The sequence below is a fragment of the Streptomyces sp. NPDC058307 genome, assembly GCF_042880295.1.
Lineage (GTDB): Bacteria > Actinomycetota > Actinomycetes > Streptomycetales > Streptomycetaceae > Streptomyces.
In genome coordinates this window covers 252,018-268,026 of sequence record NZ_JBHVYZ010000001.1, presented here as the reverse complement: position 1 = coordinate 268,026, position 16,009 = coordinate 252,018, and the positions used below count along the sequence as shown (strand labels likewise).

Annotated in this window: 16 protein-coding genes; 7 read left to right on the top strand and 9 right to left on the bottom strand. The window is 71.4% G+C overall.

Features of this window, described 5'->3' with window-relative positions; genetic code table 11:
• Positions 1 to 13: 13 nt before the first annotated feature.
• Together ACFVYN_RS01225 and ACFVYN_RS01220 are read right to left on the bottom strand one after the other, a co-directional pair.
• Positions 14 to 1,180, bottom strand: a complete 1,167-nt coding sequence (locus tag ACFVYN_RS01225) for a serine hydrolase domain-containing protein (protein ID WP_389990752.1) — start codon at positions 1,178 to 1,180, stop codon at positions 14 to 16.
• A gap of 343 nt (positions 1,181 to 1,523) precedes the next feature.
• Complete coding sequence (locus tag ACFVYN_RS01220) at positions 1,524 to 3,527, bottom strand: DUF1996 domain-containing protein (RefSeq protein ID WP_389991002.1); 2,004 nt, start codon at positions 3,525 to 3,527, stop codon at positions 1,524 to 1,526.
• Between the two features lie 262 nt (positions 3,528 to 3,789).
• On the opposite strand from ACFVYN_RS01220, the gene ACFVYN_RS01215 reads away from it, so the two are divergent.
• The 5 genes from ACFVYN_RS01215 (at position 3,790) to ACFVYN_RS01195 (ending at position 6,654) form a co-directional block, all read left to right on the top strand.
• Positions 3,790 to 4,359: an exonuclease domain-containing protein gene (locus tag ACFVYN_RS01215; RefSeq protein WP_389990750.1), complete on the top strand. Its 570-nt coding sequence runs from the start codon at positions 3,790 to 3,792 to the stop codon at positions 4,357 to 4,359.
• A 96-nt stretch (positions 4,360 to 4,455) separates the two neighbouring features.
• A complete protein-coding gene (locus tag ACFVYN_RS01210) occupies positions 4,456 to 4,614 on the top strand; it encodes a hypothetical protein (RefSeq protein WP_389990748.1) in 159 nt (52 codons plus the stop codon).
• Positions 4,615 to 4,976: 362 nt separating this feature from the next.
• A complete protein-coding gene (locus tag ACFVYN_RS01205; protein ID WP_389990746.1) occupies positions 4,977 to 5,651 on the top strand; it encodes a hypothetical protein in 675 nt (224 codons plus the stop codon).
• Positions 5,648 to 5,932: a BON domain-containing protein gene (locus ACFVYN_RS01200; protein WP_389990744.1), complete on the top strand. Its 285-nt coding sequence runs from the start codon at positions 5,648 to 5,650 to the stop codon at positions 5,930 to 5,932. Before ACFVYN_RS01205 ends, ACFVYN_RS01200 begins: the two co-directional genes overlap by 4 nt.
• The gene (locus ACFVYN_RS01195) at positions 5,929 to 6,654 is read left to right on the top strand and encodes a metallophosphoesterase (protein WP_352385112.1); all 726 of its coding nucleotides are present in this window, start codon (positions 5,929 to 5,931) and stop codon (positions 6,652 to 6,654) included. The genes ACFVYN_RS01200 and ACFVYN_RS01195 overlap by 4 nt, the downstream gene beginning before the upstream one ends.
• A gap of 33 nt (positions 6,655 to 6,687) precedes the next feature.
• Here the strand turns inward: ACFVYN_RS01195 and ACFVYN_RS01190 are convergent, their stop codons facing one another.
• Entirely contained in the window at positions 6,688 to 7,878 is a 1,191-nt protein-coding gene (locus tag ACFVYN_RS01190; protein ID WP_389990742.1) for an amidohydrolase, read from the bottom strand.
• 231 nt (positions 7,879 to 8,109) lie between these two features.
• Between ACFVYN_RS01190 and ACFVYN_RS01185 the strand changes: the two genes are divergently transcribed.
• Positions 8,110 to 8,673, top strand: coding sequence for a hemerythrin domain-containing protein (locus ACFVYN_RS01185; RefSeq protein ID WP_389990740.1), 564 nt, complete (start codon positions 8,110 to 8,112; stop codon positions 8,671 to 8,673).
• Positions 8,674 to 8,742: 69 nt separating this feature from the next.
• On the opposite strand, the gene ACFVYN_RS01180 is transcribed toward ACFVYN_RS01185, so the two are convergent.
• Both ACFVYN_RS01180 and ACFVYN_RS01175 read right to left on the bottom strand, forming a co-directional pair.
• Positions 8,743 to 9,270, bottom strand: a complete 528-nt coding sequence (locus tag ACFVYN_RS01180) for a hypothetical protein (protein WP_389990738.1) — start codon at positions 9,268 to 9,270, stop codon at positions 8,743 to 8,745.
• Positions 9,271 to 9,397: 127 nt separating this feature from the next.
• Entirely contained in the window at positions 9,398 to 10,192 is a 795-nt protein-coding gene (locus ACFVYN_RS01175; RefSeq protein ID WP_389990736.1) for a maleylpyruvate isomerase family mycothiol-dependent enzyme, read from the bottom strand.
• A 76-nt stretch (positions 10,193 to 10,268) separates the two neighbouring features.
• Here ACFVYN_RS01175 and ACFVYN_RS01170 point away from each other — a divergent pair, with 76 nt between their 5' ends.
• A complete protein-coding gene (locus tag ACFVYN_RS01170) occupies positions 10,269 to 10,901 on the top strand; it encodes a lipoprotein (RefSeq protein WP_389990734.1) in 633 nt (210 codons plus the stop codon).
• An 86-nt stretch (positions 10,902 to 10,987) separates the two neighbouring features.
• Here the strand turns inward: ACFVYN_RS01170 and ACFVYN_RS01165 are convergent, their stop codons facing one another.
• From ACFVYN_RS01165 to ACFVYN_RS01150, 4 genes are all read right to left on the bottom strand, one after another.
• On the bottom strand, positions 10,988 to 12,790 hold the full coding sequence (locus ACFVYN_RS01165) for an acyl-CoA dehydrogenase (protein WP_389990732.1): 1,803 nt from the start codon (positions 12,788 to 12,790) through the stop codon (positions 10,988 to 10,990).
• A 222-nt stretch (positions 12,791 to 13,012) separates the two neighbouring features.
• Positions 13,013 to 14,176 (bottom strand): DSD1 family PLP-dependent enzyme, encoded by a 1,164-nt coding sequence (locus tag ACFVYN_RS01160; protein ID WP_389990730.1) that lies wholly within the window; start codon positions 14,174 to 14,176, stop codon positions 13,013 to 13,015.
• Positions 14,177 to 14,244: 68 nt separating this feature from the next.
• Positions 14,245 to 15,219, bottom strand: a complete 975-nt coding sequence (locus ACFVYN_RS01155; protein WP_389990728.1) for an ornithine cyclodeaminase family protein — start codon at positions 15,217 to 15,219, stop codon at positions 14,245 to 14,247.
• Between the two features lie 10 nt (positions 15,220 to 15,229).
• Positions 15,230 to 15,871: a transcriptional regulator gene (locus ACFVYN_RS01150; protein ID WP_389990726.1), complete on the bottom strand. Its 642-nt coding sequence runs from the start codon at positions 15,869 to 15,871 to the stop codon at positions 15,230 to 15,232.
• Positions 15,872 to 16,009: the final 138 nt, after the last annotated feature.

Genomic DNA, 16,009 nt, shown 5'->3' with positions numbered 1-16,009 from the left:
CTACGGGAAATCGCTATTGGTTCTCGCCGCGCAACAATGCGCAGACGAAGTTCTCTTGAATGGCGCGCATTCTCCCCAACTGTTTCGCGTCGGAGGACCGGGTTATCTGAGCGGTTACCGAGAAGGTCAGTGAACGGCGGCCGTCGGGGGTGGCCGCGATCAATTGCGTATATCCGAGCGTGTTACCGGTGTGTCCGAGGACCACACCGCAGCGCGTCTCGTACCGGAAGAGTGCCAGGCCCGCGGAGTTGCGTCCCGGTCCGGCGGGTTCGGACGCGCCGCCCTCGACCCATCGCCGTTGCTGCTCCACGACCGGCCCGCCGTACAGCCGTCCGCCGGCGTATTCCCGGATGAAGCGGGTCATGTCGGCCGGCGTGGAGACGATGCCTCCGGAGGCCCAGACGCCCGACATGCCGATGACCTCGCTGACGTCCTGCGGGGCCGCGGGCGAGCTCACGTCGTAGCCGTGCAGATAGGGCTTCGGCATCCGATTGCCCTGCGGCAGGCTGGTGGAGTGCAGTTGGAGCGGCTCCTGGACGATTTCCCGCAGGAGTTCCTCGTACGGCCTGTGGGTCGCCGCCTGGGCCATGAGCGCTACGGCGATGTTGTCCGAGTTGGAGTAGCGGTACTGCGTGCCCGGCTTGAAGAGCAGGGGTTGACCGGCGACGTAGTCGAGCAGGCGACGGGAGTCGAAGTGGTGGAGGGGGTCGGCCCGCAGCTCGTCGAGGAACCGGTCACTCCGGGAGTAGTCCGGCAATCCGCTGGTGTGGCTGAGGAGTTGACGAAGCGTCACAGACGCCCAGGCGCCGGGGAGTTGGGGAAGCCTCTTGCCGAGCGTGTCGTCCAGGCGCAGAGCGCGCCGGTCGACCAGGGTCAGGGCCACCGCCCCGCTGAAGGCCTTGGCCGTGCTCGCGATGCGCATGTGGTCGTCGGTGCCGGGCGGGCGGCCCGTGCGGACGTCGGCGACGCCGGCGCGCACGACTCTGGTCCCCTTCTCGCTCCGCAGGACGGCGATGGCTCCGGGCGGGCCGCCCGAGCGGTGCACGAACTCGTCGAGCTGACGCTGAAGCGTCTGGTCACCCGATGGATCGGCGGTGGCACCGGCCGTCGTCGGGGCCAGCGCGGCGAGACAGACCGCCAGGACGGATGCCGCTCGCAGGCGGGGTCGGCGTAGAGACATGGGGGCTCCCGGAGATGGGACGTCCTGGCCCGTCAGGCCGCGCCGGGAGCCACGGTCCCCTGCTTCCCGGGCTGCCGTACATGGACCAGTGGCAGGGCCACGGAGTGGTGCCGTGAATTCACCCCGCCGGGATCAGCGGCCGCCCATGGTCAGCCTGGTTTGCGGATACACCTACATCTTCCGAGCGGCCGCGGGGGTACGGTCCGAATTCGGTTTCGCAGACCAAGAATAACCACGTCGATTTCGAGGTGCCATGTCAGCCACGGTCAGGCACTGGCAGTGGCTGTCCGCCGGTGGAACCGCGCGGCGGACAGCCACTCCGCTTCTCATTCGTGCCGGTCGATCACATCGAACGGCGGCTGGTGCGTCGCAGGAGCACGAAACCGGAGATCAGGAGGATCGCGCCGAGTGCGGCCGGCCACAGCTGGGTGCCGGTCTCGGCGAGGCTGCTCTGACTGCCCTGGGGTTCCGGCTGTGCGGCGACCGGGGGCTGAGCGACGGCAGCGGGGGCGTCGGTGACGGTGTCGTCCTGGGGGCTGGGCTGGGTCGTCCGGTCGTTGCCGATTCCGCTCCCGTCACCGGTGCCGGTGCCGGTCTCGTTCTTGGGCGAAGGGGCGGTCGTGCTGTGGGCGGTGGGTGAGCTGTAGGTCTTCGGCTCGTTGTCGGCGGGGGCGGTCGTCTGCTCCCCTGCGGGGGCTTCGGCGGTCTGCGTCGGCTGCTGCTGCGGCTCGTCGCCGTTTCCGGGGGTGTCCTCGGAGCCGTTGCCGTTGTCACCGCCGTTGTCGTTGCCCGGGTTCTGGCTGGCGCCGGTGTCCGGGGCGGAGCCGCCACCGTTGCCATTGCCGTTGCCGCCGCCGTTGTCACCGCCGTTGCCGTTGTCGCCGCCGCCGTTGCCCGGGTCGTCCTGGCCGGTGCCCGCGCCGCACTGACGGCCGTCGTTGATGCAGCCGACCATCTGGTTCATCAGGTCCTCGTCGAAGACGTTGATGAAGTCGCCGTGGTCGGTGACGGGCTTGTGGAGCTGCTCCGGGAAGGAGTCGACCGCGAACAGCGGGGTCGTACGGCCGCCGTCGCCCAGGCTCGGCGCGTCGACGTCGTAGACGATCCGCTGGACCAGCTGCGGGATGGCCTCGAAGCCCTCCGGGCAGGTGCCGTCGTTCTGGGCGAACGCCACGTGTGTGCGGTGGTTGGCGCTGTCGATGTTGCGGCCGTCCCAGCAGCTCTGGAACTTGAAGGTACGCACCACGTCACTGCCCTGCGGGCACAGCGGGTACTTGTCCTTCAGCTGCCGGTCCTCGAACCCGGTGCAGCTCCAGGACGCGTTGGCGTTGGCGGTGCCGTTGACGAAGGCCTTGGCGTCGCCGGTGATGATGCGCAGCAACCGCGGCATCGCGGTGACCTTGCTGCGGGGGTTGCCCACGAACGTCAACGTCACCTCCTTGGGGGTGACGATCTGGCCGGCGTTGCCCTCGATGCCACCGCCGGGCGAGTTGGCGTCCTGCTCCTGCGTTCCGTTCTGGAGCCGGATCACGGGCCAGTAGTACGTGGACTTGTCGCCCTGGTCGACACAGCTCGTCTCGGCGTTCGCCAGGTCCTGGTCGCTCGCGAAGGCGGTGTTGGACTGGTTGCCGATGTAGTCGTGGAAGTGGTGGGCGCCGTTGGAGACACCCGGGGCGACGATGACGTTGTCCGAGTTGAACAGGCCGTTCGCGTTCACACCGCAGCTGGTGACGAAGGTGCCACGAGAGGCGTCGCCCTGAGCCTGCGGCGCCTGCGCGGTGGACGGAGCGGTGTTGATGTCGGCGTAGTCCGCGGCGACGGGGCCGTTGCCCGCCTGCCCGCCGTTGCCCTGCTGGCCGCCCTGGTCCTGGCCGTCGCCCTGCTGGCCGTCGCCCTGTTGAGCGCCCTGGTCCTGACCGTCGCCCTGCTGCTGGTTCTGACCGTCGCCGTTCGCGTTCTCGGGCTGGTTCTCGGTCTCGCGCAGGGTGCAGCCGGCCATGTCACCGAGTCCGTCCGGCTGCTCTCCCGCGCCTTCGAGCGCGGCGCTGATGCGCTGGATCGTGGCGGCGCGGTTCTCCTGGAGCGGATCGACGATACGGCTCTGCGCGGACTCGCGGTCCTGCACCGACGGGTCCTGGAGTCGCTGGTATGCCTCGGCTATCTGCTGGTCCAGCAGGGCGAGTTCCTTGTCGACCTCCGCCCTCGACCCGTCCGGGACGCTGGTGAGCGTGTCCCCGACGTCCGGGCAGTCGATCGTGACCGCTCCCCACGACGTCTGCTGCGGCGTGCCGCTCTCGGTGGCGGATGCGTACACATTCGCCGCGACCAGGCCACCACCCCCGAGCATCAGGGCCACTGCGGCGAAGGTCGCACGTCGTGCGCCTGTCGGTCGTCTGCGATTGTTGCGTCCCACGGAAGTACTCCTGCGCGTGTCGGCTCTCCGGGCATGCAAATCCCTCGCCCCATACGGACGGCGGGCCCCTCGCGTTCAAGCACCTCGGAAATTCACAGCACTCTCATACGGAACACAGGGTTCCACACCCCCCCCGAACCTCCGTGCAGGGAAAACGAGATGACTCGCCCACATCTGCGCCCTTACGGTTCTCGCCATGAACAGCACGGGCACCGGGCGCCTCCTGAACGTCGTGGACGTCGAGGCCACGTGCTGGCCCGGCTCCCCTCCCCCGGGTGCGGTGGGCGAGATCATCGAGATCGGACTGACGGTGGTGGACCTGTCGACCGCCGAGCGCGTCGAACGGCACCGGATCCTGGTGCGGCCCGCCCGGTCCGAGGTCAGCGACTTCTGTACGGAGTTGACGGGCCTCACGCAGGAAGAGGCCGAAGGGGGCCTGTCCTTCGGGGAGGCGTGCCGACTGCTGGCCGCCGGACACGCCTCGGGGGTGCGGCCGTGGGCGAGTTGGGGCGACTACGACCGTCACCTGTTCACCCGGCAGTGCGGGGCCACGAGGACGCCGTATCCCTTCGGCCGCCGCCACACCAACGCCAAGGCGGTCTTCACCGAGGTGCACGGCCTGCGCAAGCGCCCCGGCATGGCGCAGGCCCTCGGAATCGCCGGGCTGCCGCTCGAAGGACGGCATCATCGCGGCGAGGACGACGCGTGGAACATCGCGGCGCTCGTCCTGCACCTGGCGGCGCGGGACGGCTGGCCACCGGAATGAGCGAGCCCGTCACCGAGCCGGCGACACCCTCGTCGTGACCGCCTCCGTGATCATCCGGTCCGGGCACTCGCGGCGCTGCAGCGGGTCCCGAGGACGATGACCGTCTACGACACCACGGTCACCGGCGTCCACCGCCCCGCCGCCGAACTGGCCGAGATGTGCTGGATCACCGGCCAGGAGCCCGACCTCCCCCGGGCAGCCGCCGTGCACGACCACGTCCTGTCGCTGCTCCGGTCCCGAAAGCTCCTCGACTGAGGCGCCACCCGGCCGGGCGCCGCGGCACCGCGTCGCCCGAAGCCCGACGCATCCTCCGGCCGACGGCCGACGCTTCGGTCCAACCGTGGGCCGAGGTACCCCTGATCACCGACCGACACGAGTCGACGTGGCCCCGGCCGCAGACCGACACCCCCACCGGCCGAGGGCCGGCCCGTCCTGTCACCGCAGGCCAACCGCCCACCGGCCCATGCCGACCTGTTCCCCAGGCGGAGCCCGACGCCCCCGCTCGCAGACGCCCTCCGCCCAAGCCCGGCGTACCGCCGTGTCGAAGCCCGCCCCCCGGGTACTCGGGGCTCGCCGTCACGGCCCTCCGGTGTGGGCCGACCAGGAAGGGGACACTGATGACGCAGCACGCCGACGACGACGTCACCCGCCACGGGGGCGTCGCCGGACTGCGACTGGCGACCGAGAGCGCCGCCGACGCGCTCGCCTCGAGTCTGCCTGTCGACCGCAACCAGGCGATCCTGGAGGCGGCCAAGCAGGTCGGCGCGATCCTGAAACGGGAAGGGCACCCGTTCGCGCTCGCGGGCAGCGTCGCCGTCTACGCCCACGGCGGCGCCCAGAATCTTCAGCACGACGTCGACTTCGCCATCCTCCCCGAGGACGCGCAGGCCGTGGCCGAGACCCTCGGCAAGGCGGGTCTGCAGGTCCGGACGCCTCCGGAGGACTGGCTGCTGAAGGCCGACTGCATGGGCCAGCAGGTCGACCTGATCTTCGAGCTGGCCCACCAGCCCGTCAGCACGGATCTGCTGGCGCGGGCCGACGAACTCTCGGTGGACTCGGTGCTCATGCCCGTGCTGTCCCCGACCGACCTGCTGCACAGCCTGCTGTCCGCGTTCTCCGAGCACCACTGCAACTTCGGTGCCGTACTGCCGATCGCCCGCGCGCTGCGGGAGAAGGTCGACTGGGAGGCCGTACGCCGGGGCTGCGGGGACGCGCCGATGCCGGACGCGTTCTTCTACTTCCTGGAACGCCTGGAGGTCATCGAGCCGAGGACGACGGAGGGACGGCCATGAGCGAGCCTCTGACGCAACGCTCCGAGGACAACGAGGAAGAGAACATCGAGTACCGCGTCGCCCACCTGCGCGACCGGCTCGCCGCGGAGGAACTCGGCGAGCTGGGCGTCCGCGCCGAGGTGCGGGCCGGGGCGGTCGTCGTCACCGGCACGGTGCCGTCCGCGCAGTGCCGGGAGACCGTGCTGCGGACCGTCCGCGAGGAGCTCGCCGGGCTCGCCGTGCACACCGACGTGGTGGTGGCGGAGACCGCCACGCCCGATCATGCGGAGGAACTGCCGTGATCCGTGTCGCCGCCGTGGGGGACATCCACATGGGACTCGAGAGCCAGGGCGTGCTGCGTCCGGCCTTCGACACGCTGCCCGACTGCGCCGACCTGCTCCTGCTGGCCGGGGATCTCACCCGGCACGGCACTCCGGAGGAGGCCCGGGTGGTGGCTCAGGAGGTCCGGGACCTCCCGGTGCCGGTCGTGGCGGTCCTCGGCAACCACGACCACCACGACGAGCAGCCCGAGAAGGTCGCGGCCCTCCTGGAGGACGCGGGCGTGCGGGTGCTGGAGGGCGAGGGGACGGTCGTGGAGTGCGGCGACACGCGCGTGGGCATCGCCGGCACCAAGGGGTTCGGCGGCGGGTTCGTGGGCCGCAGCGCCGGGGAGTTCGGCGAGCCGCTGATGAAGGAGTTCGTACGGTACTCACGGCGCTGCGCGGACGGTCTGCGCACCGCGCTGGAGGAACTGGAGCGGCAGGGCTGCGGGACGCGGGTCGCGCTCACCCACTTCTCCCCCGTCGCCGACACGCTCGCCGGTGAGCCGCCGGAGATCTATCCGTTCCTCGGCAGCTATCTGCTGGCCGAGGCGATCGACACCGCGGGGGCCGACCTGAGCGTGCACGGACACGCCCACGCGGGCACCGAGCACGGCGTGACGGCCGGCGGCGTGCGGGTGCGGAACGTCGCCCAGCCCGTGATCCGGCGAGCCTTCAACGTGTACCACCTGCACGCCGACTGACGGCCCGGCCCTTCTTCGACCTCGGACTCCGACTCAGACGCGGGCGGAGGCCCGGTCGTGGCCCTCCCACGCCTCGTCCCGCAGCTCGGGGCGCAACAGGACCTCCACCGCGGTGCGGGCCAGCGCCTCCGCCGCCGCCAGCATCACCTGCCGGGCGCGCTCGGAGCCGGCCGCGACGGCGAACTCGGGGGTGTGGTCCGAGCCGTCCTCCTCCATGATCGCCACGAAGGGGTGGATGGCGGGCACCCGGCCGCTGACGTTGCCGGCGTCGGAGGAGCCCAGGTAGACGCCCGGGGCGGGCGGTGTCATCTCGATGCCCGTGTCCGCGAGGTGCCGGGCGAACCGGGCCGAGAGCGCCGTGCTGTCCCGGAAGTGCTCGTAGCGCGGCGTGGCCCGTTCCACCGTGACCGTCGTGCCGGTGGCCCGCGCCACCCCTTGGGCGCAGGTCAGCAGCTCCCCCGCCAGGTCCTCCAGGGCGGCCGTCGTCACCGCGCGCAGTCCGAACAGGCCCTCCGCGTACTCGGGGATGATATTGGTCGCCTTGCCGCCGTCCGTGACGATGCCCTGAACGTGCGAGCCCTCGGGGAGCCTGCGCCCGAGCACGGCCAGCGTGTTGAACAGCTGGATGAGCGCGGCGAGCGCGTCGACGCCCTCGGTGGGGTTCCCGGTCGGGTGGGCGGCGCGTCCGCGGAACGCGACCCGGTACTGGGCCTGCGCGGTCAGCGGTGCCCACTGCCAGTTGTGCACACCGGGGTGGAACATCAACGCCGCGTCGACGTCGTCGAACACCCCGGCGTCGGTCTCGGCGACCTTGCCTCCGCCGCCCTCCTCCGCGGGCGTGCCGATGGCCCACACGGTGCCCGCGTCCCGGTCGAGCACGGCACGGGCGGCCAACGCCGCGCCCAGGCCGGCCGCGGCGATCAGGTTGTGGCCGCAGGCGTGGCCGAGGCCGGGCAGGGCGTCGTACTCCAGCATCAGGGCCACCGCGGGGCGGGCCCTGGTGCCGGAGCGTGCGGTGAAGGCGGTGGGGAGTCCGGCGACGTCCCGCCGCACCTCGAACCCCGCCCATTCCAGTTCCCCGCACAGCAGTGCGGCCGCCCGGTGCTCCTCGAAGGCGTACTCCGGGTCGGAGTGCAGCATCCGCGCCATGTCCCACAGCCGGTCCGCCCGTGCGGCCACCTCTCCGCGCACTCGCGCCAGCACCTCGTCCACGGCGTCGGTCACATCGGCCTCCTCGGAACGTCGTACGCCTGTGTCCTGGTGCGGGTTCCTTCCAGCGGGCCGCCTTACACCCGAGGTGCCGTCACCGGCTGAAACCGGCCGCCGGCGCGAGGACCTCTCGGAGCAGCGCGGTCTCCGTGCTGATCGAACAGTCGTCCCCACGGGTTCCGGCAAGCCTGTGACCAGGCGTAGAGAGCACGGCACAGGGCACCCGGGGGGCGGAGGTGAAAGAACATGGGACACGGAGGAAACGTCATCGACGAGCTGGTGACCGATCACCGCGAGGTCGAGGAACTGTTCGGGAAGATCGAGGCGCTGTCACCCGGCGAGAAGGACCGGAAGGTGTACGCCGACCAGGTCACCATGGAGCTGATCCGGCACTCGGTCGCGGAGGAGGAGTACCTCTACCCGGCGGTCCGGGAGCACCTGGTCAACGGGAACACCATGGCCGACCGGGAGATCGAGGACCACTCCAAGGCCGAGCAGCTCATGAAGGACCTGGAGGGCTGCGAGGCGGACGATCCCGAGTTCGACCGGCTGGTGGGCGAGCTGATGGGCGAGGTCCGCTCGCACATCGCCGAGGAGGAGGAGACCCTCTTCCCGCAGCTGCGTGTCGCGTGCTCGGACGAGGAGCTGGACAAGCTGGGCGACCAGGTGCGCCGCGCCAAGAAGATGGCGCCGACCCGCCCGCACCCGTCGGCTCCGGACACTCCTCCGGCGAACAAGCTGCTCGCTCCGGGGGCCGGCCTGGTCGACCGGCTGCGGGACGCGCTCTCGGGCCGCGGCAAGCAGGACTGAGGTCCGGGGACAGGAAACAGCAGGGGCGTCGGCCGACGCCGCCGTAATCGATCCTCGCGGCGCCCGCCGTCAGGCGACGAGCGCCTCGTCCGAGCCCAGCCGGTTCACTAGCTCGCCCCGGTGCAGGCCCGCCACCGGGGCGAGCAGGTCCGGATGGCGGAGCAGGGCGGCGGCATTCCGGTCCGTCGCGTCCGGGGCGAGCAGACGACGGAACGCGGCCGGTGAGCCCGTCGTGTGCTCGCCCTCCGCTATGTCGGCCACCGCTCGCTCGGCCAGTTCGGGGTCGCTGAGCAGACAGGCCGCCCAGCTGGCCACGACCTCGTCCACCCAGGTGCGCCAGGCGTGCTCCTCGGCGTCCCGGCCGATGGTGACGTCCGCGCCGGTGACCCAGTCGAGACGCGCGGAGCCGCCCGGCCCCGCCATCCCGACGAGCGCGGCGTCCATCGCCGTCGGATAGCGCAGCCACGCGGCGACCGTCACGGCCTGTCGCGCCTGCACCTCGCACAGCGCGGCGGCCAGCGCACCTCCCGCCGACGGGTAGGCGCGGGTCAGCCAGTGCGCGGTCGCCGCGATGACCGGGGAGAGATCTGCTTGCACTGGCGGGCCGCCCGAGGGACTGGTGGGAGAGGGGACTGCGCGAACGGTAGCCCGCGCTCCCACCGGGACGACATGGCTCCGGCCTCACCCGGCACGTGGCTTCGGCCACACCGGCCCCCTCGCGCGCCTACGCCTCCAGCCAGAACCGGGTGCGCCTCAGCCACAGATCCAGCAGCTCCGAGTCCCCTCGCGTCCCGACACCGGGCGCCGGGCGGGCGTAGAGGAACAGGAGCAGGTCCGTCACGGGCCCGTGCACGCTGACGGTGGTCGCGCCGGCCCCGCGCCGCCACACCGGCCGCTGTCCGCCGAGGTCGAGCAGCCACTCCCCCGCCGCCCCCGCGTCCAGGCCCACGGTCCGCCCGTGCCCGAGCAGCCCGGGCACACCCGGCAGGGGCTCGTAGGCCTCGGGCACGGTGGAGAATTCCAGCCACTCCTCCACGGCGTCCACCGCGAGGTACTCCTCGACCAGGAACTCCGCCCCGGTCACGAGCGCCGCGTCGGCCCGGTGCAGCAGCGTCTCGTAGGTCATGCGCCGGGCCCAGAACATCGCGGACTGCTGGACCAGTTGCTCGTCGGCGGGGGTCCACACCGGCACGTCGGGCCCGGCCGCACGCAGGGTGCCGGCCAGCCTCCTGGCGCCCTCGGCGAGCCGGCCGCCGAGCTCGGAGTCGTCGAGGCCGGCGTAGGAGGCAGGGTCGTTGACCGAGTGGTCGTCGACGGGACCGGTGGCCCGGGTCCGTACGATCTCCTCCGCCCAGCAGTGATCGCCGCCCACGTGCCGCAGCAACCGGCCGAGGTCCCAGCCGGGGCAGGTGGGCACCGCGAGGGTCGGATCGGCGCCCTTGGCGTGGCGGGCGAGCAGGTCGGTCTGGGCGACGATCGCGTCGCAGTACTCGTCGAAGGCCAACAACGCTTCCCCCATCGCTGCACGATTCGTTGTTCCTGCCACCTAACCTGACTCCTTCGAGCACCACCACTGAACAGAGGGAGAGACGGCCATGCCGGTCAGGGCGGGGAACACGTGGCTTCGGATGGCCCATGTGGCGTTGCTGGCGGGTGTGCTGACGGGATGTTCGGAGGCCGCCGAGGGGGACGGCTCCACAGGGTCCGCGCTGCCGTCGGCCAGGGCACGGACGTCCGCTCCTGAGGGCACGGCCGCGAGCAGCGGGGGCTCGGTCGGCGCCGCGGGCTCGGCGTGCGAGCTGCCCGTCACCTTCGACACGGCGAAGAGCTGGAAGGCCGAGGCGGTGACGGCGCCTCTGAGCCAGGGGCCCGTCAGCTTGGCCTGCGAGATCGACGCGAAGCCCGCGGGCAACATCGGCTTCCTCCGCGTATGGGCCGGAAAGCCCGGTGACGCCGACGCCCGGGCCGTGCTGGAGGCCTTCGTCGCGGCCGAGGACGGGGTGGGCGAGGAGAAGTACAGCGCCTTCACGTCCGGTGGCCTCTCGGGGGTGAGGGTCGAGTACCTGTACACGAGCGAGCTCCTGGAGGAGACCAAGAAGGAGAGAGCCTTCGCCGTCACGACCGCGGACGGGCCGGTGGTGGTGCACCTCGGGGGCCTCGACACCGATGAGCACGAGGAGATGCTCCCGGCGTACGAGCTCGCGCGGCGCACCCTGCGCGCCGCCTGAGCCGGGGATGTGAGCCAGGCCTTGAAACAGAAGTCCGGGGCCGCGAAGTGTCGCGCGGCCCCGGACTCAGGAAGTGGTGGAGCCGGTTACGCCGGTACCACCTCGGGTCCCAGCATCGGGTGGCGCGCCGTGATCTCCTCCGACACGGCGAAGGCACCGGTGAGCGCGAGGGCGTGCGGCACCAGCGCGGCGACGGTGGCCTCCAGGACCTCCGGCAGATACCGGACCTGCTCGGCGGTCAGCCGCTCGTGCGCGAGCAGTTCACCGCTGTGCGCGGCCACGTAGCGCAGGGCGAACAGCCGGTGGAGGTGCTCAAGCAGCAGGGCCACCTGCGGGTCGGCCACCTGCGCGGCCGCGGCGAGGAGTTCCTGTGCGGCCAGCCGGTGGACGTGGGCGTCGACCAGGGACAGCGCCGCGCCGGAGGCGCCGTTCCAGCGGTCCAGGGGCGAGCCGGCCCGTTTCGCGCGCAGCCGCACCCGGGCCCGCTCGTGGCGTATTCGCTCCAGGTCCCCCATCAGGTCGTGCAGGTGGGCCGGATCGTGCAGGCTCCGGGTAGCCGGGGGCACCTCGCTGGGCGGTCTCGGGGTGAAGCCGCCCAGCAGCATCTCCCCGGCCGCCTTGACCCAGATGACGGCGTTGTCGCCCTCCGCGGTGATCGTGCCCTCGTTGGCGGCGAGCTGTCCCGCGATCCCGTTGGAGAGCAACAGCCCCTGGGCGCCGCAGCGTTCCCGGCACTCGGTCATCACGGCGCGGGCCTGCCAGGTGATCCACCCCTTGGCCACGGCCACCAGCCGCTCGGCCTCCTCGCGCTCCTCCCCCTCCGCCCGCGCCCATCGCCGGACGACCTCACGCTGCAGCAAGGTGGCGGCGTAGGTCGTGGCGAGCGCCTCCACGAGCGGAGCGTGGTGGGTGCGGTGGGCGAACAGCGGGACCCGCTGACCGCTGGTCATGCCCGAGGTGACGCGCTGGTGGGCATGGCGCACGGCGACGGCCAGGGCGTGCCGCGTCACCCCGAGGCTGTAGGCGCTCATGCACAGCTTGCCCATGGTCACGCGGCCGATGGAACGCAGGAACCGTTTGCGGGGACTCCCCAGGCAGGAGACGAGTTCCCCCTCGTCCGTCAGCCTGCCGTGTTCACCCTGGAGCATGGCCGTCCGCGGCAGCCGCACCCCGTGGAAGGAGGTGGCGCAGTGGTCGACCGGGCTGCTCGCGGTCTGCGGCAGCAACTCCACTTCCACGCCCGGCAGATGTCGGCCGTTCGTGTCGGTAAGGGGGGCCAGGAAGAGGAAGACGCCCTGGTCCTTCCCGTCGATGACCAGACGGGCGGCAACCAGAGCGTCCTTGGGTCCGCCGGCCAGGGAGGTGTTGGGCATCCACTTGCGCGCTCCCCGCGTCGGGGTGGTGAGCACGAATCCGCCCGTGGCTGGGTCCAGGGTCGCGGTGGTCTCCAGCTGGGGGGCGTCGTTGCCGTGCGCCTGCTCGGTGCACAGGAAGGTGCCGATGCGTTCCATCCGCAGATAGGGGCCCAAGTCCCGGCCCTCGTGGTCGTGTTCGAGCAGACTGCCGAGGAACAGGTTGTAGTGGATGCTGGCGATCGTCGTCATGCCGGCGTCGACCACCCCGGCCCACTCGTGCAGGGCGCTCAGTGCGACCGGGTCCCGCGCCAGGGCCTGGGGGTCGGGCACGGCCGCGTTGACTGTGCGCAGGCGTTGATAGGACAGTTCCGTGCGCTCCTGGTGGGTGAGCCCCTCGTGGTAGGCGAACACGTCGGAGCTGAACAGCTGGCGCCAGGGTTCGTGGATCTCGTCCTGTGCGCCGAAGAGGAGGTGCCGGATCGCGGCCGTCTCGGTCAGCGGGGGTGTCGTTACGGGGAGTTGAGAGGTGATCACAGCGGAAACGTAGTCCGAGGCAGCCCCTGATCACATCATGATCATCACCACGATTGAACAGCCGCGGATGGTGGTAGTTACCCCTTAAACAGCCTCTCCAATACCACAAGCCACGATCTGCACAAGGGTGATTCCCCTCCCACACGGCACTTTACGCCCGTGTGTCGAAGCGACTTCGGTCACCCCATCGGGCGTGTCGCCCCTGGGGTGACCACCACCTGATCACCACCCGCTGACGCGGCTCCAGAAGGCCTGGACGACCGGCGCGCCCGCCGTCGCCCGCGTGCCGTCGACGACGTGGTAGCCGTGGTGCTGGGCCGCGGTGGCGCAGGCGTGGTTGGGCAGGACGCGCAGGCGGGTGCCGATCGGCAGCTCGGGCAGGGGGCTGCCGTCGCGGGCGGTGAGGGTGCCGTGTTCCTGGCTGGCGCCCGTCATGACCAGGCCCGGGACCGGATTGCCGTCGAGGTCGGCGACCAGGCCGTACCCCTGGTCCTGCGCCTGGGCCGCGGTGCCGCGGTCGCGGGACATGGCCATCCAGCCGCCGTCGGTGAGGATCCAGCCGTACTCGGGGCGGTGGCCGATGACGGTGACGACGACCGACAGGGCGAGGTCGTCGACGCGGCAGACACCGAGGCCGGCCATCACCAGATCGAAGAACACGTAGTTGCCCGCCCGCAGTTCGGTGACCCCGGTGAGGTCCTCGGCGGCATGGGCGGTGGGGGTTGAACCGACGCTGACGGTGGCCACGGGCAGGCCCGACGCGCGCAGCCGCTCGGCCGCGGCGACGGCGCTGTCGCGTTCGTTCCCCGCGGCCAGGCGCTGCTCCTCGGCGGTCCACGCGAAGTAGGACTCGCCCGCGTGGGCCAACACCCCGTCCAGGCAGCCCGCTTCGTGCAGGACGCGGCCGATCCCGGGAAGAGCGGGCGCGTCGAGCCTGAGGCCGCCGCGGTGACCGTCGCAGTCGATCTCGATCTGGGCGGGGACGGGAAGTCCGGCCCGGCGGGATGCCTCGGCGACGAACTCCGCCTGTTCCGCGCTGTCCAGCAGGACGCGCAGGGTGACCCCGCGTCGCAACAGGGCGACGACACGCGGGAGTTTGTGGGGGTCGATCCCCACGGCGTAGGTGATGTCGGTATAGCCGCCGTCGGCGAACGCCTCCGCCTCGGCCAGGGTGGACACGGTGACCGGGCAGGGCGGGCCGCCTTCGTGCAGGAGGGCGGCGACGTCGAGGCTCTTGGCCGTCTTCACGTGGGGCCGCAGGGTCACACCGAGCCGCTGGGCCCTCGCCGCCAGCCGCTCGACGTTGCGCCTGACCTTGTGGACGTCGACCACGGCGAAGGGGGTGTCGGGATCGGCCAGGGTCCGCGCGACGATGCTCGGGCTCACGGGGCTCGCAGGGCTCGCAGGGCTCGCAGGGCTCGCAGGATCTACGGGGTTCACAGGATTCGCGGGGCTCACAGGGAGATGTCCATCTTCTCGAGTAGGGCCAGGCCCAGATACAGGTCCTGCACTCCGATCCCGGAGCTGTCGAAGACCGTGATGTCGCTGTCGGCGGTACGTCCTTCGGCGCGGCCGGTGAGGACCTCCCCGAGCGGGGTGAGGACCGTGCCCGCGGGAGCCTGCCGGCACTCGCCCATGCGGCGGGCCTGCTCGGGCAGGTCGCAGAACACCCGGGCGCGGGCGAACAGTTCGGGCGGAAGTTCCCGCTTGCCGGGGGCGTCGGCGCCCATGCAGGACAGATGTGTACCGGGTCGGATCCACGAGGCTTCGAAAAGCGGCGGGGTGTCGGCCCGCGCGGTGGTGGCGGTGATGACCACGTCGGCCCGGGCGCAGGCCTCTTCGGCGCCCGCGGCACGGGCCGCGTGGCCTTGTGCGGTCAGCGCCGCCACCGTCCGCTCGGCGCGCTCGGCCGTACGTCCCACCACCAGGACCTCGCGGACGGCCCGGACCCGGCTGACGGCCCGCACCTCGTAGGCAGCCTGGTGCCCGGTGCCGAAGACCGCCAGGGTGGTGGCGTCCGGGCGGGCCAGCAGGTCGACGGCGAGGGCGTCGGCGGCGGCCGTCCGGTAGGCGTTCGCGGTGCCGACCTCCAGGACGGCCGCGAGCCTGCCGATCGTCTGGTCGAACAGCAGCAGAGTGGAGTGGTGGCGCGGCAGCCCGTGCTCGTCGTTCGCCGGCCAGTACGTGCCGATCTTCACGCCTGCGTGCGTCGCGGACGCGGACGGCTTGAGGGTGAACCGGTTGCGCGGATCGGATCCGTGCACGGCGAGCGAGGCGAAGACCGGGCCGTCCACCGTCGCGGCGAAGGCGGCGCGGGCCGCTGCCAGGGCCAGGTCCTCGTCGACGACCGCGGCGGTCCGCTCCTCGGTGATGTGCAACAGGGTGCGGGCGGCCGGTGGCGGGCCGGGGTGCGGTCCGGCGGAGGTCATGAGAGGTCCTTCACTTGCTGTAGTTGTAGACGGTCGCCCGGGACACGCCGAGCAGATCCGCGATGGTCTGCGCCGCGTCCCGCGAGTCGAAGTACCCGTCCCGGTGCAGCCGACGTACGAGCTCCTTCTTGTCCTGTCTGCTCAGGGAGCGTGGTGTGGCGGCGCGCTCCGCGGCCAACTCCTCCACTGTCCGGCGCAGTTCGCGCGTGGTGCGGTCCCGCAGGGTCTCCAGGGGCTGCTCGCGGTGCTCGGTGTCGGTGGCCACGAGGTTCGAGAGGGCGAGCGTCACGGGTGAGAGCACCGACACGTCGAGATTGAGACACAGGGCCGCGATGTACTCACCGGCCTTGTTCTTTATCCCGATGGACGTGCTCTTGGCCGGGCGGCCGTCGGGGAACCGGTTGGGGTAGTTCTGGATCACGCTCGGGTACTCCGGATCGGCGATGCGCGCCAGCCCCAGCTCCGTCGCGGAGTCCCCGACCCGGCGGCCGGAGAGGTTGTTCTCGATCGCCCGGATCGCCTGCCGCGGATCGCGCAGGTCGTGCAGCACCACCTCGCACAGACCGGGGAACATACGGCCGAGCGCGACAGCGATCTTCTCTGCCTCACCGATGAGGTGCTCGTCCGCACCGTCAACGACGCCTTTCACCATCGGGCTCCAGTCCAAGGACTCAATAGACTGATTGTCTAAATCTGGAAGTTCAGCCTAAGAGTCCGACCGGCGGTTGTCCAGCAGGGTGAGGGAGGTATACATATGGCCGCCCGGGTGCGGGCCGGTGTCCTTGTGGCG

Coding starts and splice junctions, on each gene's coding strand:
- ACFVYN_RS01225 (WP_389990752.1), bottom strand. CDS start 1,180: ATGTCTCTACGCCGACCCCGCCTGCGAGCGGCATCCGTCCTGGCGGTC.
- ACFVYN_RS01220 (WP_389991002.1), bottom strand. CDS start 3,527: ATGCTCGGGGGTGGTGGCCTGGTCGCGGCGAATGTGTACGCATCCGCC.
- ACFVYN_RS01215 (WP_389990750.1), top strand. CDS start 3,790: ATGAACAGCACGGGCACCGGGCGCCTCCTGAACGTCGTGGACGTCGAG.
- ACFVYN_RS01210 (WP_389990748.1), top strand. CDS start 4,456: ATGACCGTCTACGACACCACGGTCACCGGCGTCCACCGCCCCGCCGCC.
- ACFVYN_RS01205 (WP_389990746.1), top strand. CDS start 4,977: ATGACGCAGCACGCCGACGACGACGTCACCCGCCACGGGGGCGTCGCC.
- ACFVYN_RS01200 (WP_389990744.1), top strand. CDS start 5,648: ATGAGCGAGCCTCTGACGCAACGCTCCGAGGACAACGAGGAAGAGAAC.
- ACFVYN_RS01185 (WP_389990740.1), top strand. CDS start 8,110: ATGGGACACGGAGGAAACGTCATCGACGAGCTGGTGACCGATCACCGC.
- ACFVYN_RS01175 (WP_389990736.1), bottom strand. CDS start 10,192: ATGGGGGAAGCGTTGTTGGCCTTCGACGAGTACTGCGACGCGATCGTC.
- ACFVYN_RS01170 (WP_389990734.1), top strand. CDS start 10,269: ATGCCGGTCAGGGCGGGGAACACGTGGCTTCGGATGGCCCATGTGGCG.
- ACFVYN_RS01155 (WP_389990728.1), bottom strand. CDS start 15,219: ATGACCTCCGCCGGACCGCACCCCGGCCCGCCACCGGCCGCCCGCACC.
- ACFVYN_RS01150 (WP_389990726.1), bottom strand. CDS start 15,871: ATGGTGAAAGGCGTCGTTGACGGTGCGGACGAGCACCTCATCGGTGAG.